The sequence below is a fragment of the Paraburkholderia sp. JHI869 genome (assembly GCF_038900775.1).
Classification (GTDB): Bacteria; Pseudomonadota; Gammaproteobacteria; order Burkholderiales; family Burkholderiaceae; genus Paraburkholderia.
Genome location: NZ_JAYMSC010000001.1, coordinates 369213 through 389437, shown reverse-complemented (window position 1 = coordinate 389437; position 20225 = coordinate 369213). Strand labels below are relative to the sequence as shown.

Below are 20225 nucleotides of genomic sequence, written 5' to 3'. Positions count from 1 at the left end.
TCACGGCGCCGTGTTGTCGGCGAACGGATGCGTGGGGGCATCCGTTACGCGCCACGCGTAACGCCTGAAAAGCGCGGCGTAGCCGTCGATCACGAAGCCGCCGCACTTGCGCCGGTAATCATCTCGCCGCATGCGGTAGGCGCGCGGCAGTTGAAACCACGGCAAGCGCGGCAGATCGTGATGCACGAGATGGTAGTTGTTGTTCAGATACAGGAAGCGCATGACAAGCCCGGCCTCGTTGATGGCGATGCGCGCCTTGGGATGCGACGCCGCGCGGTGCTCGTACAGCGACCGAACCATCGCGAGCCCGAGCGCGGGCCACGTGATGGCGGCGAGATACCACCACCACGGCACGCCCGCGTAGCGCTGCACCCATGCGAGCAGCAGCGCGACGGCTGCGAGGTGGGCGAGCCACATCGGCGCTTGCCGCCAGTCGCCGCTTCGCAGCGCTTGCACTGCCCGCGCGAGCATTGCGGCCACGCTCATCGGCGGGCCGATCACCACACGTCCCACGAAGCTCTTGCGCGCGTGCCATAGCACGCGATGCCAGTGCGGCAGGCGAGCCCACTGCTCGTGCTGTACGTAGTTCGTTTCGGGGTCGATGCCAGGCACGGTCAACGCTTCGTCGCGATGATGCGCCATATGGCTCTCGCGGTACACCGCATAGGGAAACCACACCGCGAGCGGCGGCCAGCCCAGCGCCATGTTCAGCCATGCGATCCGCGTGGGATGACCGTGCAGCAATTCGTGCTGGAGCGACATATGCCATGCGCACAGCACGATGAGGCATGGTGTGGCGGCGGCAAGCGTGAGGCCACCCGCGCGCACGAGCGCGAGCACCGCGAACCAGCCGCCGTAGATCACGGCGATGAGCAGCCACGTGGGCCATTCCGTGCGTGCGGTGAAGCCTGTGCCGAGCGCGGCGACTTCCCGTGCGTGGTCTGCGTCGAAATATTCGGCCATGTTCGCCGGCTCCCGCGATGAAGGATGGTGCCACTCCCTGCGGAGAGCGAATCAACTCAGGCGCTCACCATACCGAACGCGAGGTGCTTGTCCAACCAACGAATTGCCATTTGCTTATTTCATCGCGCAGCGCGACGCGCGAGGTCCGCGCAGCGTAGAATGCGCCGATGACCCGCTGGATCGCCTCCCTGCCGATGTACAACGTGACGCCGCACCACGAGGCGTTGTGGCATTCGCTCTTGAGCGACTGCGTGGCGATATTTTCACGCTCGTTTGCCCCGGGCGACGTCACGATCGAGAACGCGCCCGGCGGCGAACTCATGTCCCACTGGCGCCGCGACGATTTGCTGCTCTCGCAGACCTGCGGGTTTCCGTACCGGATGCTCGGCCTCGCCAGCGACGTCCATCTGATTTCGACCCCGATATTCGACGCACCCGGTTGCGAAGGCCCGCACTATCGAAGCGTGCTCGCCGTCTCAGCACAGGCGTGGGAGCGCGGCGCGAACACGCTCGAAGCGTGCCGGGGCCTGCGCGCCGCGTGTAACGGCGCGGATTCGCATAGCGGCATGAACGCGTTTCGTCATGCCGTCGCGCCGCTCGCGCGTGACGGGCGCTTCTTCGACTCGGTGCGCTGGACAGGTTCGCACGCAGCCACACTGCGCGCGCTCGCGAGCGGCGCAGCCGACGTAGGCGCCATCGACTGCGTGACTTTCGCGTTGCTGCGCGATTCGCATCCCGAGCGATTCGACGGCGTGCGGGCCATCGGCATGACGGCTTGCGCGCCCGGCCTTCCGCTGATCGCCTCACGCGCGCTCCGCGAGGATCAGGCTCAAGCGCTGCGCGATGCGCTGGACGCCGCCCTGGCAGCCGACCCCGAACGCGCACGCGCGCTGCGCCTGCGCGGATTTGCGAGGCTCAGCGGCGACGCGTACGCTGAAATCGAGGCCATGGCCAACGCCGCCGCGCGACAAGGTTATTCCGAACTGCGTTGAACCTCGGCTTCAATGACCCCGCGTGAACTTCGGAAGGAACGCGCATGAGGCATGCGGTCACGGCATCCTCGCCACGCCATAGCGCGCCGCAAAACGACGAATCTTGCTAAGCAATGCAGCCGAAATTGGTTGTCCGGTTGCCGCGCGCTCTCTAGCATCGCCCTATCCACAACGCTTCGAATAACGGATCATGAAGAAAAGAACCTTGTTGGGCACGATGCTGGCTTCGCTCGCACTGAGCGTGAGCTTCGGGGGCGTGACGCTCGCACACGCGGCGGACCAGACGTTGCGCGTGGGCATCATGTCGGGTGAAGACGAGGACGTGTGGCGCGTGGTCGCCGCCAATGCCGCGAAGCATGGCCTCACCATCAAGGTGACCACGTTCTCCGAATACACGCAGCCCAACGAAGCGCTTTCCAGCCACGACCTGGACGCCAACTCGTTCCAGCACCAGCCGTATCTCGACGCGCAGATCAAGGCGCGCGGCTACAAGATCGTGCCGGTGGGCTTTACCTACGTGCAGCCTATCGGGCTGTACTCGCGCAAGGTGAAGTCGGTTGCGGACCTGCCGCAAGGTGCGACCATCGGCGTGCCGAACGATCCGAGCAATGAAGGCCGCTCGCTGCTGCTGCTCCAGGCACAAGGGCTCATTACGCTGCGCGACAATGTCGGTCTCCTGCCGACCGCGCGCGATATCGCGAAGAACCCGAAGAATATCCATATCAAGGAACTCGATTCGGGTATTGTCGGGCGCGCGATTGGCGATCTGGATGCGGCTGTCGTGAACACCGACTGGGCCGTCAAATCCGGTATCAAGATTCCGCAGGAGCGGATTGCCCAGGAGAAGGTGACGGGCAATCCTTATCGCAACTTCATCGCCGTCAATGAGAAGGACGCCAACGCGCCCTGGGTGCATGCGCTCGTGGAGAGCTATCAGCAGCCTAATGTGGCTTCGGAGATCGTTGCCGTGTACCACGGGGCGACGCTGCCCGCGTGGAAGGATGCACCTCAGCAGTAAGCGCGGTTGAGATTTACCACGGTGAGCGCGGCCTACGCTTTCACGGCGTCCCGCGCCTCACTCTCCGCTTCGACCTGCGGTTCCCGCTTGAGCGCGAAAAGCGACGCCGCAACGATCAGCATGCCCCCGATCCACGCGGGCAAAGAAAGCCGCTCGCCCAGCCACACGCATGCAAAGAGCGCGCCGAACACGGGCTCGCTGCCCATGAGCAACGCCACGCGCGTCGGGCTGCTGCGGCTCACGGCGTAGTTCTGCACGAAGAAGGCGAACAGCGTGCAACCCGCCACGAGATAGATCACGCTGCCCCAGAACACGCCGTGCCCCTGCCAGTGCGGCAACGGTTGCCACTGTTCGGGCGCGACCGTCAGCGCGAGCAGTGCGCAGCCAACCGACACGACGCCGGACTGCACGGCCGTCACCGTGAGCGGCGGCACCGCGCCCGACTTCATCACGCGCTTGACCGCGCAGGTCGTCAACGCGCGCAGCAGTGCGGCCACCACGACCAGCAAGTCGCCGGGGCTCGCCGCGACGTGTCCGCCCGTAAGGAGCAACGCGCCGAGCAGCGACACGGCGGCCGCCGCCCATTCGAGCGGCCGCGGCACGCGCTTGAGCCACGCCCACTCCACGAGCGGTGTGAGGACCACGCACAGGCTGATGAGAAACGCGGCGTTCGAGGCGTTCGTGAGCGACACGCCAAACGTCTCGGCCAGAAAGATGCCGAGCAGCAGCAGGCCCGCGCCGAGCACGCCAATCCGGTCGCGCCACGTCACATGACGCAACCCGCGCAGCGCGGGCGAGAGCAGCACGAACGTCACGCCAAAGCGCAGTGCGAGCAGGCCCAGCACCGGGTAGACGAGCAGCGCCCCCTTCACCACGCCATAGCTCGTACCCCAGATGAGCGCGACGGCAACGAGCAGCAGATCGACGGTGCGGGACGAACGGGTCAGGGCATTCATGAGAGCGAGCGTGCGTACGAGTCGGGAACAGGCACATTGTCCGATAATGCGTTCGCAGCGATAATCTGGTTCACCGGAACATCATTTATGCTTCAAATGCACAGATGATTACACCCTGCCTGCCATGAATCCCGCCGACCTTCTGCCCCTGCTGCCCGATCTCGCCACCTTCGCCCGCGTGGTCGACGCCGGTAATTTCTCGCTCGCGGCGCGCCAGCTCGGCAGCACGCCCTCCACCGTGAGCCGGCAAATGCAGCGGCTCGAACGCGCGCTCGGCACGCGCCTGCTGGAGCGCTCCACGCGCAGCCTGCGGCTCACGGAGTCGGGCGCCGAGGTCTACCGCCATTGCACGGAGATGGTCGAAGCCGCCGCGAGCGCGGCGCAAGCCGCCAGCCGTCTCACCAGCCGCCCGCATGGCCGCGTGAGCATCAGCGCCCCGATTTCGTTCGCGCAAAGCGTCATTCATCCGCTGATTTCCGGCTTCCTGCGCGCATATGAGGAAGTCGCGGTGCAACTTGTCTTCACCGACCACGACGTCGATCCGGTGCGCGACGCCGTCGATATCGTGATCCGCCCCACCCCCACGCCGCCGCCGGGGCTCGCGGCGCGGCGGCTCGGCACGCTGCAGTGGCTGCCGTGCGCGTCCCCCGTCTACCTGCGCGAGCGCGGCACGCCGAAGCACCCCAAGGACCTCGCCCGCCACGACTGCCTCTATCTAGGCGAAACGCCCGACGACAACCGCTGGACGTTCCGGCGCGGCGCGCAAACGCATACCGTCGAGGTGAAGGGCCGCTATATCGCCAACGACGTGGGCGCGCGGCGCGATGCCGCGCTTGCGGGCGGGGGCATTGCGAGCCTGCCCGAATTCGCCGCCGCGGATGCGCTGCGCGACGGCCTGCTCGTGCACGTGCTGCCCGAGTGGTCACTGGAGCCGCGCGCGTATAGCGGCCCGGTGTGGATGCTTTATCCGCCCAACCGGTTCCTGCCCCCCAAGGTGCGCGTGCTGATCGACTGGCTCGCGCAGCACATGCCCGAGTGATTCACGCGGCGGCCCCCGCCCCGCCGTGAGACGATCGGGCATGAACTTGAGCAGCGCCGACATTCACCCTCGCGCGTTGACCTCCTAGACTGGGTTCTGGAAACGAATGCCTGAACCCCTCAAGGAAACACCATGCAAATCCTGCGAACGGATGTCGCCATCATCGGCGCCGGCTCGGCCGGACTTTCGGCTTACCGCGCTGCGAAGGCGGAAGGTGCGAGCGCAATCATCATTGAAGGCGGCGCTTATGGAACGACGTGCGCGCGGGTGGGCTGTATGCCTTCGAAGCTGCTGATCGCGGCGGCCGAGGCAGCGCACGCCGTGAGCATGGCGCCGCGGTTCGGCGTGAACCCGCTCGGTATGGAAATCGACGGCCGGGCCGTGATGGCCCGCGTACGCAGCGAGCGGGACCGCTTCGTCGGTTTCGTTGTGGATGGCGTGCACGCACTGCCCGAAGCGGACCGCCTGGTCGGGCATGCCCGCTTCATCGACGACGGCCTGCTTCAGGTCGGCGAACACACGCAGGTGCGCGCGAAAAGCGTTGTGATCGCAACGGGATCGACACCCGCCATACCCGCGTCGCTCGCGGGGCTTGGCGACCGGCTCATCGTCAACGACGACGTGTTCGCCTGGGAAGACTTGCCGCGCAGCGTGGCCGTGGTCGGCGCGGGCGTGATCGGTCTCGAACTCGGCCAGGCGCTCACGCGGCTTGGCGTGCGGGTGACGTTGTACGGCGGCTCGCACGGCAGCGTGGGACCGCTCACCGACCCGCGCCTGATCGACGAAGCGCACCGCGTGTTTGGCGCGGAGATGCACTTCGAAACGCAGGGTCGTGTCGCATCGGCTACGCGCACCGACACCGGCGTGACGCTGCGGTACGCTCGCGCCGATGGCACGGAGTCCGAAGAAACGTTTGATTACGTGTTGGCGGCAGCGGGCCGCAACCCCAATGTGGCGAGCCTCGGCCTTGCGAACACCTCGCTCGAACTCGACGCGTACGGCGTGCCGCGCTTCGACCCGGCTACGCTGCAAGTCGGCAAGGCGCCGGTGTTCGTGGCAGGCGACGCGAACGACGTGCTGCCGCTGCTGCACGAAGCCGCCGACGAAGGCCGCGCAGCAGGACGCAATGCGGCGCGCTTTCCCGAAGTCGGACCCATCGTGCGCCGTGCGCCGCTTGCCATCGTGTTTTCGGATCCGCAGATCGCCATGGTCGGCAAGGCTCATCGGGAACTGGCGGCGGGCAGCTTCGTGACGGGCGCCGTGAGCTTCGAGGACCAGGGGCGCAGCCGTGTGATGCTCAAGAACCACGGCCTGGGCCACGTATACGTGGATCGCTCGACACGGCGCTTCGTGGGCGCCGAATGGTTCGGGCCCGCCGCGGAACATATCGGGCACCTGCTCGCGTGGAGCGCGCAGATGGGACTGAGCGTGGACGACATGCTGGCGATGCCGTTCTATCACCCGGTAGTGGAAGAAGGCTTGCGCACCGCATTGCGCGACGCCGCTTCGCAGCTCAATCACAAGGGCTAAGCGAAATTCGCCTGGCTATCCTCTTTAACTCGCAAGGGCACACACACCGAAAATGAAAGCGCTCGTCCTCAGCCAATACGATGGCCCGCTCGAACTCGCCACGCTCGATCTCCCCCAGCCACAAGCTGGCCAGGTGCTCGTGCGTATTCATGCGGCGGGGCTCAATCCGCTCGATGTCAAGATTCGCGCGGGCAAGGCCGATCATGCGAAGCATCCTCTGCCGCTCGTCCTCGGCATCGACATGGCGGGCGTGGTGGAGGCTGTGGGCGCGGGCGTCACACGCTTCGCGCCCGGCGACGACGTGTACGGCATGACGGGCGGCGTGGGCGGCATTCAAGGCGCGCTGGCCGAGTATGCCGCCGTCGACGCGGATCTCCTTGCGCGCAAGCCCGCGAATCTCTCCATGCGCGAGGCCGCCGCGCTGCCGCTTGCGTTCATCACGGCGTGGTCGGGAATCGTCGATCGCGCGCACCTGGCAGCGGGCGAGAGCGTGCTGGTTCAGGGCGGCGCGGGCGGTGTCGGCCACGTGGCCGTGCAGATTGCGCGCGCGCTCGGTGCGAATGTCTTCGCGACGGGTAGCGCGCGCAACGCAGACGTGATTTCGCAACTGGGTGCGACGCCTGTCGACTATCGAGCGCTAAGCGTCGAGCAGTACGTTCAGGCCCATACGGCGGGCGCGGGCTTCGATCTCGTGGTGGATACCGTCGGCGGCAAGACGCTCGACGCTTCGTTTGCCGCGGTCAAGCATTTTGGGCACGTGGTGAGCGCGCTTGGGTGGGGTACGCATGCGCTCGCGCCGCTGTCGTTTCGCGAGGCGACGTATTCGGGTGTGTTCACGCTTTATCCGCTGTTGAGCGGGATGAACCGCGCGCATCACGGTGAGATGCTTGCCGAGGCGACGCGGCTTGCCGAAGCGGGGCAACTCGCGCCGCGCGTGGATTCGAGGCGTTTCGGGCTCGCGGAAATCGAGCGCGCGTATGAAGCCGTGGCCGACGGCAGCGCGGCAAGCAAGATCGTCGTCGAGATCGATTGAGGCTAACGCCGGGACGCGCATCAGAACGGCGCGTCCCCTTCGATGGTGGTGCGATAAAGCTTGCGGCGCAGATGATCGGGCGTGCCCGCCGCGAGATGCATGAGCGAGCGGTTGTCCCAGAACACGAGGTCGTGCTCGCGCCATGCGTGCCGGTAGCAATGCTCCGCGCGCACGCTGTGGGCGAACAGCTCGTCGAGCAGCGCGCGGCTTTCGTCCTCGGGCAGATCGACAATGCGCGTCGTGAAGTGCTCGCTCACGAACAACGCTTTGCGGCCTGTTTCCGGGTGCGTGCGCACGACGGGATGCACAACGGGCTTCACCTGCGCAATCTGGTCAGCCGTTAGATTCGGCCGCCACGGGCTGCGCGCCTGAAGTTCGGCATAGCGCGCGAGATAGGTGTGCTCGGCGCGCTGCCCCTGCACGGTGCTGCGCAAATGCTCGGGCAGCGTGTCCCACGCGAGATGCATGTTGGCGAACAACGTATCGCCGCCTTGCGCCGGCAGCTCCTGCGCGTGCAGCAGCGAGCCAAGGCTCGGCTTCTCCTTGTACGACAGATCGGAATGCCAGAAGTGGCCCGCGTCGCCGAGGCCAATGGGCTTGCCGTTTTCCACGATGTTCGAGACGATCAGCACCTCGGGGTGGCCCGCCAGTGCGAACTGATGCAGCACGTGGATCTGCAACGGACCGAAGCGGCGGCTGAATTCGACCTGCTGCGCCGGCGTGATGCGCTGATCGCGAAACACCAGCACGTGGTGATCGAGGTGCGCGCGATGAAGGCGCGCGAAATCTTCGCTCGAAACCGGCTTCGCGAGATCGAGGCCAACTACTTCCGCGCCGAGCGGCGCATCCAAAGGAAGAATGTCGAAGCGTTGGGGCCCGCTCGATGTAACAGATGCGGTGAGCGTGGCAGCGGGTGTGTCGGTGTTAGTCACGCAGCAAGCCTTTCAGGTAAGCAATAGCTTCAATCTACGTGATCCACACGCCGGCTGACAACGAAGCAAATCCTATACGTTTATCCGTTCGAGTCATAACGGCGCTGTTAAGACATACGGGCGCATGAGTCGTTGAACGGCGCTCCGGGCTCGAATACACATGTCCGAATCTGGCCAGATTCCTCCCCGGATCTGTTTTAAAGTTTCGACATGCGCCTCGATCCCGACACCTGCTACCAGACCATGCTCTCGAAAGACCGCCGTTTCGACGGCTGGTTTTTCGTGGGCGTTTCGTCTACCGGGATTTACTGCCGCCCGGTCTGCCCGGTGCGCACGCCCCGGCGCCAGAACTGCCACTTTTTCTCCAATGCTGCAGCGGCTGAGCGCGCGGGCTATCGCCCCTGCCTGCGGTGCCGCCCTGAACTGGCCCCAGGCAACGGCCTGCTCGACGTATCGAGCCGGCTCGCGCACGCCGCCGCGACGCTGATCGAAGAAGGGTTCCTCAACACCGGCAGCCTTGCGGATCTGGCGGCGCGCGTGGGCGTGACCGACCGGCACCTGCGCCGGATCTTCGACGCGCAATTCGGCGTCTCGCTGTTGCAGTTCGCTCAAACCCAACGGCTTCTCATGGCCAAGCGGCTGCTAACCGATACCCGCCTGCCCGTGAATGCCGTTGCCCTCGCGGCGGGGTTCGGGAGCGTGCGGCGGTTCAATGATCTCTTCCTGAAACAGTACGGCCTGAACCCGCTGCGGTTCAGAAAAGAAACCGACGCCCCGCATGCTTCGAAAGCAGAGAGCGTGACCTTTGCGCTGGGCTATCGGCCGCCGTTTTGCTGGTCCGGCATTCTCGCGTTCCTCGCACGGCGGCAGATAGCGGGCGTCGAGCATATCGGCGACGAAATCTATACGCGGACCCTTGCATTGAGCCACAACGGCCGCGACCTCCACGGCTGGATCAGCGTGCGGCACACGCCACAGCGCTACGCGCTCGAAGTGACCTTGCCAATGTCGCTCATGCCGGCGGTGGGGCAGCTTCTGCTGCGCGTCAGGCGACTGTTCGATCTGGACGCGCGGCCCGACCTGATCGACCCGCATCTTGGCGATCTGGCGGCCGGCTCGCCGGGCATGCGCGTGCCGGGCGCCATGGACGGCTTCGAGATCGCGGTGTGCACCCTGGCCGGGCCATCGCCGCATTCATCGGGCACGCAACGCATCCTTTCTCGGATTGCCGAGCGCTTTGGCACGCCCGTGAGCGCGCCACAAGCGTTGACCCGCATTTTCCCCTCCGCAGCTACGCTCGCACGCGCGCCAGTCTGCGCACTCGAAGATACGGGCATGACGCGCAAGCGCGCGGAGTCGATCGTTGCACTCGCAACCGAAGTGTCGTCGGGGCGCATGAGGCTCGAGGCCGCCGCGCCCCTGGAAGACACGCTCCACGCACTGCGGAGCATTCCCGGCGTCAGCGAATGGGCCGTGCAATATATTGCCATGCGCGCACTGGCATGGCCCAATGCCTTTCCACCGGAAGACCTCAAGCTGAAACGGCAACTGGGCTACGCGAGCGCATCCGCACTCGGCCGCCACGCCGAACAGTGGGCACCGTGGCGAGCCTATGCAACCCTCCACATGTGGAGCCAACTCGAGGGCCAGCACCCATGACACCCGGCTATCTGATTCCAAGTCCACTGGGCGATATCGCGTTGCGCGTGGAAGACGACTTTCTGACCGGCCTCTTTTTCGTGGGCCAAAAGTATTTTCCGCCGATGTCGCTTACGCGCATTGGAGCCGGAGCGCCGCCACTCGCGCTTCACGTCCAGCGGCAAATCACGCAGTTCTTCGCCGGCGAGCGGCAGGACTTCGGCCTTCCCATTGCACTGCGCGGCACGCCGTTTCAGCGGCGGGTCTGGAAGGAGCTGGAAGCCATTCCGTATGGACGTGTGACCTCCTATGCGGAGGTCGCGCGGCGCTTGCGCCTCGACTCAGGGCACGCGCGCGCGGTGGGGAGCGCCGTGGGCCGCAACCCCATTTCCGTGATCGTTCCGTGCCACCGCGTTGTCGCGACGAATGGCGCGCTGACCGGTTACGCCGGCGGCGTGGATCGCAAGGCCGCGCTACTCGAACTCGAACAGGCAGGCCCATTGGAATGAAGCGCGAATGGACCGCTTCGCCGTGCAGTTCTGAAGCGGTCCATGACACTACACAGCTACTGCCCGCCCCCGTACATATCGAGCAGCATCAGCGTCACGCCGTTGGTCCAGCCAAAGCCGTCCTGCAGCGGATATTCGCCGCCCCCGCCGCCGCCCTCACCCGCGCCTTCGACAATATATTTCTCGACGAGCTTTTGCTGCGTGTTGTAGACGTTTTCGACATCGGCGAGAAAGCGCGTGCCAACCGGCTGCGCGAGATCGGGGCGCCCGTATTGTTTGAGGCCCTGTATGGCGATCCAGTGCAGCGGCGCCCAGCCGTTCGGTGCGTCCCATTGCTGACCCGTGTTGTAGGTCGACGTGGCTAGCCCGCCCTGCTGAAGCAAAACGCTTTGCATCGTCTGCGCCGTTTTCTTTGCGCGCTCGGGCCAGGCCACGCCCGCCATCAGCGGATACATCATCGCGGGCGTCTGGTTGTCGCGTGACTTGCCGAGCTGCCAGTCGTAGTCGCCGTAGTAGCCTTTGTTGTTCCAGAGGTAATGGTTGATGCCTTCCGCGCGGCGCGCGGCGTAGCCGGCGAACTGTCCCACGCAGCCGAAATCGCGCGCGATCGTGCAGGCGCGCACGATGGTCGTCTCCAGATGGAACAGGAGGCTATTCAGATCGACGGGAATAATCGACGTGGTGCGCACGGTCCAGAGGTTCTGGTTGTCGCCGAACCAGCGCGAGCTGAAGTCCCAGCCGCTTTCGGCAGTCGCACGCAGGTCTCGATAGACCTCGTTCGCGGGGCGGCCCGTGGCCTGCTGCGCGGTCTGGACGTCTTCGATATACGACTCGTCGCGCGGCGTGTCGAGTTCGTCCCAGTAGCGGTTGAGCACGGTGCCATCCTTCATCACGACCACGTTGCGCGTGGCCTGCCCTCGCGGCGTGCTGCTCGCGCCCTGCATCCAGTATGCGTATTCCTTGCGCAACGCGGGCAAGTACTTCTGATAAACGCTGTTGCCTTCCTTTTGCGCCGCGAGCTCCACCATGTACGAATAGAACGGCGGTTGCGAACGGCTCAGATAGTACGTGCGATTGCCGTTCGGAATATGGCCGAAGGTATTGATCATGTACGCGAAGTTGTCGAGCATGTCGTCGACGAGATCTTCATGCCCCGACTCCTGGAGCCCGAGCATCGTGAAGTACGTGTCCCAGTAATAGCCCTCCCTGAAACGCCCGCCGGGCACGACATAGGGCTTCGGCAGCGGCACGAGCGAGCTGCTGTCGGGCGCCGACGTCGTCGTGCGCGTGAGCCCGGTCCATAGCCAGTCGATGTGCTGACGCAAGGTCTGCCCCGCTGGCGGCGTGATGCTCTGGTCCGGCGGCGGCGTGAAGTACTGGTTCACGAAGTTCAGCAGCGAGAAGCCGGGCTGGCTCTTCTGCGCTTCGTAGAGCTGCACGATGGTTGCGGGGTCGGTGTTCGGCGTCGAATCGACGAAGGTCTTCTGGTCGGAGAAGATCTGCGCGGTCTGCACCGCCACGAACAGATCGCCGTACAGAATATCGGGCGCGGGCGGCAGCGGCCCGCCCACCTGGGTATCGGCGAAACAGTTTGCGCAGGCGAGCAAAAGCGTCGCGACGCTGGTGGCGCCGATGGCGTGGCGCGAGCGCTGCGGGGTCTTTCGGGGCGGGAGTGACTGTAAGCCGATTTGAATGCGATGCGCATCGTTTGGCGATGCGGCGCGGGTGCGAGATTGCAGCTGCGTGCTCATGTTGCCTCCTTGGTGTTGGGGCACTTCGCTGGTCTCCTCGCACCAACCCGTTCACGCCGTTTGTCTGCGGCGTGCGGGTCCGGCTGGATGCGTGATTGCAAAAGCGACGGCATCGCCGAATCCCGGGCATGGTGAGCATCGCATGATTTCGTACAACGAATCAACCGCGAGGTAGCAATGGGCCTCGATGCTGCATAAATGAGGAAATTTCTGCCGTCAGATTCAGCGTAGCGGTAAGAGTGGCCGCGCCGGCACAGCGCGTGATTGTCCACCTCGGTGTCGCACCTTTTGCGGCGCCGCACTCCACCCAGAAACGACGCGGAAGGCGCGGCCCGAGCAAGCCTGCACAAAAAGGAATACCGTCACAGGAGCGATTCTGGAGTGCGGTTTTCTTGTGGCACCCACGTGACACCAACTCGCGTGGCACCAACACGCGTGGCACCGCATTTGCGCATCGATCCCTTCGCGCGCTGCCGCCCGCCTGGCAAGCGCGCCCCTGCCGAGGAGTCCTGGACCATGTCATCGAACTCAACGTCGAATGCGAAGCCCACGCAGGCCGACCCATCCGATCTCGACCGCCGCGTCATCGACACGATCCGCACCTTGTCGATGGACGCCGTGCAAAAGGCCAATTCCGGCCACCCCGGCACGCCCATGGCGCTCGCGCCGCTCGCGTACCAGATCTGGCAGCATCATCTGCGTTACGACCCTGCCGCGCCGCAATGGCCCAACCGCGACCGCTTCGTGCTCTCGAACGGCCACGCGTCGATGCTGCTCTACTCGCTGCTGCATCTCGCCGGCGTGCAAGCCGTAGACGAAAACGGCAAGCTCACGGGCAAGCCCGCGGTCTCGCTCGACGATATCAAACAGTTTCGCCAGATCGACAGCTTGACGCCGGGACACCCGGAATATCGCTGGACGACGGGCGTCGAAACGACCACCGGCCCGCTCGGTCAGGGCTTGGGCAACAGCGTGGGCATGGCCATGGCCGAGCGCTGGATCGCGCAGCACTTCAATCGCCCCGACGCCACGCTCTTCGACTACCGCGTCTACGCGCTGTGCGGCGACGGCGACATGATGGAAGGCATCTCGCATGAGGCGGCTTCGCTCGCGGGCCATCTGGGTCTTTCGAATCTGATCTGGTTTTACGACAGTAACCGCATCACGATCGAGGGCCACACCGACCTCGCCTATAGCGACGACGTCGAGTCGCGCTTTCGCGGCTACCACTGGAATACGCTGCACGTGGACGACGCCAACGACTTGAAGGCGATCGAAGCCGCCATTGAAAAAGCGCAGACCGTGACCGACAAGCCGACGCTCATCGTGGTGAAGAGCATCATCGGCTGGGGCGCGCCGAACCGGCAGGACACGGCGGCGGCGCACGGCGAGGCGCTGGGCGAGGAGGAGGTGCGCCTCGCCAAACGCGCCTACGGCTGGCCGGAGGACGCCCAATTCCTCGTCCCCGACGGCGTGTACGACCGTTTCGCGCAAGGCATGGGCGCGCGCGGCAAGGCGGCGCACGCAACGTGGAAGCAACGCTACGACGACTACGCGAAGCGTTACCCCGAACTCGCGAAAGAACTAGGCCTGATGCTCGAGGGCAAGCTGCCCGAGGGCTGGGACGCCGGCATTCCCACCATCGAAGCCGACGAAAAAGGCATCGCCACGCGCGAGTCGTCGGGCAAGGTGCTCAACGCCATCGCGCAACGCGTGCCGTGGCTGATCGGCGGCGCCGCCGACCTCGCGCCCTCCACCAAGACCAACCTCAAGTTCGAAGGCGCGGGAAGCTTCGAGCGCGATCACTACGACGGCCGCAACCTGCACTTCGGCATTCGCGAGCACGGCATGGGCGCGGTCTCCAACGGCCTTGCGCTTTCGGGCTTGCGTCCGTTCGCATCGACATTCCTCATTTTCAGCGACTACATGAAGCCGCCCATCCGGCTCGCCGCGATCATGGAGTTGCCCGTGGCCTTCGTGTTCACGCACGATTCGATCGGCCTCGGCGAAGACGGCCCCACCCACCAGCCGATCGAACAGCTCGCCTCGCTGCGCGCCGTACCGGGCCTCATCACGCTGCGCCCCGCCGACGCCAACGAAGTCGCCGAGGCCTGGCGCGTTGCGCTCGCACATCCGCGCGAACCGGCCTGCATGGTGTTGTCGCGCCAGGCGCTGCCCACGCTCGACCGCACGAAATACGCGAGCGCGCAAGGTGTGCGGCGCGGCGCCTATGTGCTCGCCGACGCGCCCGACGGCAAGCAGCCCGAAGTCCTGCTTCTTGGGACGGGCAGCGAAGTGGCGCTGTGCATTTCCGCATACGAAACGCTGAAGAAAGAGGGAATCGCAGCGCGCGTGATCTCGATGCCTTCATGGGACTTGTTCGAGCTGGAGGATGAGGCGTACCGCGAATCGGTGCTGCCGCCGCATATCCATGCGCGCGTGGCGGTGGAGCAGGCGGCGACGCTCGGCTGGGACCGCTACGTGGGCCGCTTCGGCTCGCAGATCGTGATGCACACGTTCGGCGCTTCCGCGCCGCTCAAGGCGCTGAGGACCAAGTTCGGCTTCACGCCGGAGCGCGTGGTGGAAGAAGCGAAGAAGCAGATCGCGCGTTGCAAGGCCGGCGCGGGTGAGTAGTCAGTGCCTGCTCGCGCCGTACATGCGCAAATAGCCGCTGTGCAGTATCACCGGCTTGCCGTCCATCTCTTCGATGAGCCGGGCGGCGGCCGCCTCGATGGCCGCGCGGTTGCGGTGGAACGCGAGGCGCAGGTCGGACTCGCGCAACGATCTCGCGCCGAAGCGATCCTCCAGCGCTTCAGCCGTGATCGCGCAATCCACAGGGACAGAATCCGCCATCGCAACAAAGGTTAGCGCGAACTCCTCCGTGTCGTACTCGACGGGGCCTTCGGGAAAGAAAATATTCATGATGGATGGACTCCTGAATATCGGGCGCGCAGCCGCTCAGGCTCAGGCGCCGCCGCGTGGCGGGGCGCCCGGGACCCAGCCGGACACCGGTTAGCGCCTCGAGATGCCAAAAAGCAGGCTGGCCAGGAAGAGAATCACGAAGATCAGGAACAGAATCTTGGCGATACCCGCCGCGCCCGCGGCAATCCCGCCAAACCCGAAGACAGCCGCGACGATGGCTATCACGAAGAAAACGATCGCGTAGTAAAGCATTGCCGGCTCCTTTGAAAATGTCCCTGCTTGATGCGCACCGGCCGTGCCCGAGCAGATCTTCGCGCACAAGCGCCGAGTCCAGTCGTCCATAGCCCGATCGGCACGCTCATTGCGCGGCAAACGGCGTGCGGCTCTCTAGCGAAGGAGACGGTCATGAACCCGTCGCGATGCGCCACCCTTGCAAGCTTCTGCCTCGTGCTCGCAGCGCAGGCCGCGTTGGCCCAAACCGGCAACGCGGTTTCGCGGCCCAACCCGTTGCCGCCGCACAATCTGGCGGCCGGGGACCCGGGTTACGGCGGCGAGGCGAGCGACACCATCATCACCGCGCATGCGAAGGCGGCGTTGGTCGCCGCGGACGGCGTGACCTCCAGCGATGTGCATGTCACCACGAAGCGCGGCGCCATCACGCTCTCGGGGACCGTGCCCGACGAAGGACAGCGCGACAAGGCCGAAAGCGTCGTGCATGACCTCGACGGCGTGGTTTCCGTCACCAACGACCTGAAGGTTGGCAGCGTGCCGTGAGGCTGAACGGCGCATGCCGCTAGTCGAGCGCCTCCTTCGCGCGGAGTTGCGGCTGCGAGGTAGCCAGCGCTTCCTGGCGGCGGTAATAGCGTTCGAGCACGTAGCCCGCGGTCGCGCCGTGCAACACGACGGAGAGCACGATCGCGTCGAGTGCGGCGGGCAGCACGGGCCGCAGCGCGTCGCCGGCCTGGTCGATACCCCACACCGCGTAATAGAACGCACCCACGCCCCGAATGCCCATCCAGGCCATCAGCAAGCGCTGCGGGCCATCCGCCTTCGCGCCCATCATGGCGGCGAGCACGGCGAGCGGACGCACGATGAACACCAGCGCGAGCGCGCACAGCACCGCGCGCAGGTCGAGCATTTCGCGCCAATGCGCGGAGATCACGCAACCGATGATCAGCAGTACCGAGCATTCCGCCAGCCGTTCGATCTCCAGCGTGAAACCCGTCATGCCTTCGGCAAGCCATACGTGTGCGCGCTGCGGATCTTTCGCGACTTCCGCGCGCTCGCCGAGCTGCACGGTTTCCAGTGTTTCGGCGGGACGGCGCTCGCCCGTTGCGCGCAACTCCGCATGGCGCAGCGCCACGCCAGCGGCGAACACGGCCACGAAAGCATAGGCATGCAGGAGCAGCGCCACGCCATAAGTCACGGACATCAGCCCGATCGCAATGAAGCCGTCGAGCCCCACGGCTTCGCCATAGCGCGTGCGCAAGTGCAACACGATCCGCACGCAGAGCGTGGCGAGCGCCACGCCAACGAGGAGCGCGCCCGCAATGCCCCACGCCACCCACGCGGCGAACGCCGCCGCGTCTTGCGTTCCCGCGCTGTGAACGCCGCACAGCGCGAGGCCGAGCAGCGCGAATGGCATGGCCGCGCCGTCATTGAGCCCGCCCTCGCCCGAGAGCGCGAAGCGCACGGGCTCGGCGTCGCCGGCTTCGTGCACGCGCAGTTCGTTGGCGAGCACCGGGTCGGTCGGCGCGAGCGCCGCGGCGAGGAACAATGCGACGCCGGTAGCTGCGCCCATCGCCACGCCGAACGCGAACATCAACACGACACTGGCCGCCATGGCCAGCACGCCGAGGCGCAGCGGCAACCGCCAGAGCGGCTCGCGCAACCGCACGCGCAGATGCATGCCCACCGAAAAGAGCGAAATCACGAGACCCACTTCCGCGAGCACGGTGAGCGTGCGCACGTGCTGCGCGAGGTCGGTGCGCACGAGGCCGAGCATGCCCGGCCCCACCACCACGCCAGCGGTCAGATAGATCATCGCGCCCGTGAGCGGCAGGCGCGCGATCGGACCCCGCGCGAGCGCCACGAACATCAGCAACACGCCGATCAGCAAAAACCACAGTGCTTCTTCCAGCATCGAAAGGCCTTCCTCCTCGTCGATCGTTGCGGCTCGCGCGGACCGCTGCCTGCGCGGACCCCACACTTGCGCAACCGCCGTGCCCCTCATGCTTGTTTGGACTACCATCGCGTGTGAATCGTCATACGATGAGGAGACCGTATTGGACGCACACGAGCTGAGCACCCTTTACCGGCGCTACATCGACTGCCTGAACCGGCGCGATTGGGCTTCCCTCGGGGAATTCGTCGCTCAAGACGCGATCCACAACGATCGTCCGCTTGGTCTCGCGGGGTATCGCGCCATGCTGGAACAAGACGTTCGCGACATTCCCGACTTGCGCTTCGACATCGAACTGCTGGCCGCCGAGCCTCCGGTCATTGCGAGCCGCTTACGTTTTGATTGCACGCCCCGACAAGTCTTTCTCGGCCTGAATGTCGACGGCCGGCGAATCGCGTTTTCCGAGAATGTCTTCTACGCCTGGCGCGACGGCAAGATCGCGCAGGTCTGGTCGATCATCGACAAGGCCGCGATCGAGGCGCAATTGTCGTAACGGATATCGGCATGAAAAACCTGATCTCATCGACGCTTGCCGCGCTCTTCGGATGCGTCGTCTGTTGCGGGATCGCACACGCAGCAGGAAGCGCGGACGGATCGCCTTGCAGCGCGCAAAGCGCTCCACACTCCGGCGCTGCCTGGCCACCGTTCTTCCTTCCCGACAAGAATGGAAAGCCGCCGAAACCGGACTCGTCAGTACGCAGCTTCACCACGCGAGATTGCGCAGGCGCCGTGTTGCAGGGCGAACACGCGTCTGCACAGGTGCAAGGCGATTCGGTCGAACTGAGGGACGGCAACGTCTACGTGAACGACGTGTCGTACGGCGCCGTTACGCACGATCAATCGGTCGAATATGACGTCACGCGAGACAAACGCACGTTGCTGGTGGACGGCAAGGTCCGAACGCCAGCGCACTGAGTTCACTCACCCCGGAAGCGCCATGACAACAACCCGCAATCAACTTCCATGGGCCGCTGCTTCGATATTCGCCGTGCTCTTCTTTCTGCTCGGCACCGTTGCACATGCGGCAGGCTTCAAGCGCGTGAATATTCCCGCGGACGCCAACGGCCCGGCATTGAAAGCCATGGTATGGACGCCCTGCGCCGAGCCCGCCGAAGATGTGCCATTCGGCCCATATATTCTGCACGGGCGGCGCGACTGCCCGACCGTTGGCGACAAACTCCCGCTAGTTGTCATTTCGCATGGGCACACAGGCTCGTTCCTGGGCCACCATGATCTTGCCGAGGTGCTGGCCGACGCGGGCTTCGTTGTGGCCGCAATCAACCATCCCGGCGATTCGTACGAAGATGCGAGCCGCGCGGGCGACAAGTCCGTGTTCATCGAGCGGCCGACCGATATCAAGCGCCTGATCGACTACATGCTGAGCGCCTCAGCGGACGCGGCAAAGATCGACCCGCAACGCATCGGCTTCTTTGGTTTTTCGCGCGGCGGCTACACGGGCCTGGTATTGGCGGGCGGCACGCCGGATTTCAGGCACGCCGACGCGCCTTGCCCAGACCCGCGGCCGCCGATATGCGACCAGGTCGAGCGCGGCGAGATGCCCACCACCACGCTGACGCATGACCCGCGAATCAAGGCCTTTGTGCTGGCAGATCCGTTCAACACGTTCCCGGCCGCAGCCGACCTGAAGAACGTGAGCGCGCCGATTCAGATCTGGGCGTCCGAGTTTGGCGGCGACGGCGTGGTGCCTCACGCCGCTCCCGCACTCGTCACCGTGCTTCCTCGCAAGCCCGACTTTCACCTCGTTCGCAACTCGGCGCATTTCGCCTTTCTCGCACCGTGCCCCGCAGCCATGAAAAAGAATGTGCCGGAAATCTGCGTCGACGAGCACGGCTTCGATCGAGTGGCCTTTCACAAACAGTTCGACGAAGATGTGCTCGCGTTCTTTAGAGCGAATCTGCGCTAACTGTCACGCGGCCCGGTAGCCCAGCCGCCGCGAAATCGCCTCCACGCAATCGCGCAGCGCGCGGGCAACGGGGCCGTCCCAGTCGGTGTCCAGCGTGCCGGTCGGGCCCATGATGGTGAGCGTCAACGCAATATTTTTCGAATAGTCGAAAACCGGCGCGGAAAACGCCACGATGCCCGGCGTCGGATGATTGATGCTGCGCGCCATGCGCCGCTCGCGCGTTTCATCGATCATCGCCTCGACCACCGACGCGTCCAGCGGATGCGCTATGTCGGGGCCGAGCCGGATGCGATCGTCGAGCAGCAGCGTCTCGGTGAACTTGCGCGGCAGAAACGCCGAGAACACGCGGCCGGTCGCCGTGTTCGCGAGCGACATGACCGTGCCCGTGCGGATGTTCGTGTGGATGGGATAGGACGCGTCGATCAGGCGCACGATCACCGGGCCCAGATTGCCCCACACGGCGATCGCCACTGCATGCGATGTGTCTTCCGACAACGCTTCCGCAAAGGGCGTGGCCTCGCGGATGGGGTTTTGCGTCTGCAAGCTCGCGAGCCCCAACTGGATCGCCATGGGCCCGAGCAGGTAGTGCCCCGTGGCCGGGTCCTGCGCGACCAGGCCGATCTTGCCGAAGCTCACCAGATACGGGTGGATCTTGCCCGACGGCATGCCCGCCGCCTTCACGAGATCGCGCAGCGCCATGGGCCGCGCCTCGTCGGCCAGCACCTTGAGGATCTCTCCCCCCACTTCGATCGACTGTATGCCACGGCGCTCGCGCTCGGGCGCCGCCTCAGCATCGGTGTTCTCCACGTCCGTCCCCGTTATCCAAAGGTGGGCGC

The 20225-nt window shown here is 65.3% G+C and carries 20 protein-coding genes; 12 read left to right on the top strand and 8 right to left on the bottom strand.

The genetic code is table 11. From position 1 onward, the window contains the following. Nucleotides 1-963, bottom strand: a complete 963-nt coding sequence (locus VSR72_RS01830; protein WP_342950693.1) for a fatty acid desaturase — start codon at nt 961-963, stop codon at nt 1-3. Nucleotides 964-1130: 167 nt separating this feature from the next. Between VSR72_RS01830 and VSR72_RS01825 the strand changes: the two genes are divergently transcribed. Both VSR72_RS01825 and VSR72_RS01820 read left to right on the top strand, forming a co-directional pair. Continuing rightward, a complete protein-coding gene (locus tag VSR72_RS01825; protein WP_342950692.1) occupies nt 1131-1955 on the top strand; it encodes a PhnD/SsuA/transferrin family substrate-binding protein in 825 nt (274 codons plus the stop codon). A gap of 217 nt (nt 1956-2172) precedes the next feature. After that, nucleotides 2173-2973 (top strand): MetQ/NlpA family lipoprotein, encoded by an 801-nt coding sequence (locus VSR72_RS01820; protein WP_342950996.1) that lies wholly within the window; start codon nt 2173-2175, stop codon nt 2971-2973. A 32-nt stretch (nt 2974-3005) separates the two neighbouring features. On the opposite strand, the gene VSR72_RS01815 is transcribed toward VSR72_RS01820, so the two are convergent. Further along, entirely contained in the window at nt 3006-3929 is a 924-nt protein-coding gene (locus tag VSR72_RS01815; protein WP_342950691.1) for a DMT family transporter, read from the bottom strand. Between the two features lie 124 nt (nt 3930-4053). Here VSR72_RS01815 and VSR72_RS01810 point away from each other — a divergent pair, with 124 nt between their 5' ends. From VSR72_RS01810 to VSR72_RS01800, 3 genes are all read left to right on the top strand, one after another. Beyond that, nucleotides 4054-4968: a LysR family transcriptional regulator gene (locus VSR72_RS01810; RefSeq protein ID WP_342950690.1), complete on the top strand. Its 915-nt coding sequence runs from the start codon at nt 4054-4056 to the stop codon at nt 4966-4968. Between the two features lie 132 nt (nt 4969-5100). Then, nucleotides 5101-6498, top strand: coding sequence for a dihydrolipoyl dehydrogenase (locus tag VSR72_RS01805; RefSeq protein WP_342950689.1), 1398 nt, complete (start codon nt 5101-5103; stop codon nt 6496-6498). A gap of 52 nt (nt 6499-6550) precedes the next feature. Continuing rightward, the gene (locus VSR72_RS01800) at nt 6551-7531 is read left to right on the top strand and encodes a zinc-dependent alcohol dehydrogenase family protein (protein WP_342950688.1); all 981 of its coding nucleotides are present in this window, start codon (nt 6551-6553) and stop codon (nt 7529-7531) included. 20 nt (nt 7532-7551) lie between these two features. On the opposite strand, the gene VSR72_RS01795 is transcribed toward VSR72_RS01800, so the two are convergent. Next, nucleotides 7552-8463: a TauD/TfdA family dioxygenase gene (locus tag VSR72_RS01795; protein ID WP_342950687.1), complete on the bottom strand. Its 912-nt coding sequence runs from the start codon at nt 8461-8463 to the stop codon at nt 7552-7554. A 210-nt stretch (nt 8464-8673) separates the two neighbouring features. On the opposite strand from VSR72_RS01795, the gene VSR72_RS01790 reads away from it, so the two are divergent. Further along, nucleotides 8674-10122, top strand: coding sequence for an AlkA N-terminal domain-containing protein (locus tag VSR72_RS01790; protein WP_342950686.1), 1449 nt, complete (start codon nt 8674-8676; stop codon nt 10120-10122). After that, on the top strand, nt 10119-10610 hold the full coding sequence (locus tag VSR72_RS01785) for a methylated-DNA--[protein]-cysteine S-methyltransferase (RefSeq protein ID WP_342950685.1): 492 nt from the start codon (nt 10119-10121) through the stop codon (nt 10608-10610). Before VSR72_RS01790 ends, VSR72_RS01785 begins: the two co-directional genes overlap by 4 nt. Before the next feature lie 56 nt (nt 10611-10666). Here the strand turns inward: VSR72_RS01785 and treA are convergent, their stop codons facing one another. Further along, complete coding sequence (treA, locus tag VSR72_RS01780; protein WP_342950684.1) at nt 10667-12361, bottom strand: alpha,alpha-trehalase TreA; 1695 nt, start codon at nt 12359-12361, stop codon at nt 10667-10669. Nucleotides 12362-12877: 516 nt separating this feature from the next. On the opposite strand from treA, the gene tkt reads away from it, so the two are divergent. Next, nucleotides 12878-14995: a transketolase gene (tkt, locus tag VSR72_RS01775; RefSeq protein ID WP_342950683.1), complete on the top strand. Its 2118-nt coding sequence runs from the start codon at nt 12878-12880 to the stop codon at nt 14993-14995. Here tkt and VSR72_RS01770 read toward each other — a convergent pair whose 3' ends face one another. Then, nucleotides 14996-15283 carry a DUF1488 domain-containing protein gene (locus tag VSR72_RS01770; RefSeq protein WP_342950682.1) on the bottom strand — a complete coding sequence of 96 codons (288 nt, stop codon included), beginning with the start codon at nt 15281-15283 and terminating at the stop codon, nt 14996-14998. 90 nt (nt 15284-15373) lie between these two features. Next, nucleotides 15374-15535, bottom strand: a complete 162-nt coding sequence (locus tag VSR72_RS01765) for a DUF1328 family protein (RefSeq protein WP_342950995.1) — start codon at nt 15533-15535, stop codon at nt 15374-15376. A 153-nt stretch (nt 15536-15688) separates the two neighbouring features. Between VSR72_RS01765 and VSR72_RS01760 the strand changes: the two genes are divergently transcribed. Then, nucleotides 15689-16057 (top strand): BON domain-containing protein, encoded by a 369-nt coding sequence (locus VSR72_RS01760; protein WP_342950681.1) that lies wholly within the window; start codon nt 15689-15691, stop codon nt 16055-16057. 19 nt (nt 16058-16076) lie between these two features. On the opposite strand, the gene VSR72_RS01755 is transcribed toward VSR72_RS01760, so the two are convergent. Next, entirely contained in the window at nt 16077-17426 is a 1350-nt protein-coding gene (locus tag VSR72_RS01755) for a cation:proton antiporter (protein ID WP_342950680.1), read from the bottom strand. Between the two features lie 142 nt (nt 17427-17568). Here VSR72_RS01755 and VSR72_RS01750 point away from each other — a divergent pair, with 142 nt between their 5' ends. Genes VSR72_RS01750 through VSR72_RS01740 form a run of 3 tightly spaced genes read left to right on the top strand, consistent with a single transcriptional unit; the run spans nt 17569 to nt 19389 of the window. Then, on the top strand, nt 17569-17958 hold the full coding sequence (locus VSR72_RS01750; RefSeq protein WP_342950679.1) for an ester cyclase: 390 nt from the start codon (nt 17569-17571) through the stop codon (nt 17956-17958). An 11-nt stretch (nt 17959-17969) separates the two neighbouring features. Next, the gene (locus tag VSR72_RS01745) at nt 17970-18380 is read left to right on the top strand and encodes a sugar ABC transporter ATPase (protein ID WP_342950678.1); all 411 of its coding nucleotides are present in this window, start codon (nt 17970-17972) and stop codon (nt 18378-18380) included. Nucleotides 18381-18402: 22 nt separating this feature from the next. Beyond that, entirely contained in the window at nt 18403-19389 is a 987-nt protein-coding gene (locus tag VSR72_RS01740; RefSeq protein ID WP_342950677.1) for a dienelactone hydrolase, read from the top strand. A gap of 3 nt (nt 19390-19392) precedes the next feature. Here the strand turns inward: VSR72_RS01740 and VSR72_RS01735 are convergent, their stop codons facing one another. After that, on the bottom strand, nt 19393-20196 hold the full coding sequence (locus tag VSR72_RS01735) for an IclR family transcriptional regulator (RefSeq protein WP_342950676.1): 804 nt from the start codon (nt 20194-20196) through the stop codon (nt 19393-19395). Nucleotides 20197-20225: the final 29 nt, after the last annotated feature.

Excerpts from the sequence above, each read along its gene's own strand:
- VSR72_RS01770 (WP_342950682.1), bottom strand. The coding sequence starts at position 15,283 with ATGAATATTTTCTTTCCCGAAGGCCCCGTCGAGTACGACACGGAGGAG.
- VSR72_RS01810 (WP_342950690.1), top strand. The coding sequence starts at position 4,054 with ATGAATCCCGCCGACCTTCTGCCCCTGCTGCCCGATCTCGCCACCTTC.
- VSR72_RS01820 (WP_342950996.1), top strand. The coding sequence starts at position 2,173 with ATGCTGGCTTCGCTCGCACTGAGCGTGAGCTTCGGGGGCGTGACGCTC.
- VSR72_RS01765 (WP_342950995.1), bottom strand. The coding sequence starts at position 15,535 with ATGCTTTACTACGCGATCGTTTTCTTCGTGATAGCCATCGTCGCGGCT.
- VSR72_RS01760 (WP_342950681.1), top strand. The coding sequence starts at position 15,689 with ATGAACCCGTCGCGATGCGCCACCCTTGCAAGCTTCTGCCTCGTGCTC.
- VSR72_RS01755 (WP_342950680.1), bottom strand. The coding sequence starts at position 17,426 with ATGCTGGAAGAAGCACTGTGGTTTTTGCTGATCGGCGTGTTGCTGATG.
- VSR72_RS01825 (WP_342950692.1), top strand. The coding sequence starts at position 1,131 with ATGACCCGCTGGATCGCCTCCCTGCCGATGTACAACGTGACGCCGCAC.
- tkt (WP_342950683.1), top strand. The coding sequence starts at position 12,878 with ATGTCATCGAACTCAACGTCGAATGCGAAGCCCACGCAGGCCGACCCA.
- VSR72_RS01785 (WP_342950685.1), top strand. The coding sequence starts at position 10,119 with ATGACACCCGGCTATCTGATTCCAAGTCCACTGGGCGATATCGCGTTG.
- VSR72_RS01805 (WP_342950689.1), top strand. The coding sequence starts at position 5,101 with ATGCAAATCCTGCGAACGGATGTCGCCATCATCGGCGCCGGCTCGGCC.
- VSR72_RS01800 (WP_342950688.1), top strand. The coding sequence starts at position 6,551 with ATGAAAGCGCTCGTCCTCAGCCAATACGATGGCCCGCTCGAACTCGCC.
- VSR72_RS01740 (WP_342950677.1), top strand. The coding sequence starts at position 18,403 with ATGACAACAACCCGCAATCAACTTCCATGGGCCGCTGCTTCGATATTC.
- VSR72_RS01830 (WP_342950693.1), bottom strand. The coding sequence starts at position 963 with ATGGCCGAATATTTCGACGCAGACCACGCACGGGAAGTCGCCGCGCTC.
- VSR72_RS01815 (WP_342950691.1), bottom strand. The coding sequence starts at position 3,929 with ATGAATGCCCTGACCCGTTCGTCCCGCACCGTCGATCTGCTGCTCGTT.
- VSR72_RS01745 (WP_342950678.1), top strand. The coding sequence starts at position 17,970 with ATGAAAAACCTGATCTCATCGACGCTTGCCGCGCTCTTCGGATGCGTC.
- treA (WP_342950684.1), bottom strand. The coding sequence starts at position 12,361 with ATGAGCACGCAGCTGCAATCTCGCACCCGCGCCGCATCGCCAAACGAT.
- VSR72_RS01790 (WP_342950686.1), top strand. The coding sequence starts at position 8,674 with ATGCGCCTCGATCCCGACACCTGCTACCAGACCATGCTCTCGAAAGAC.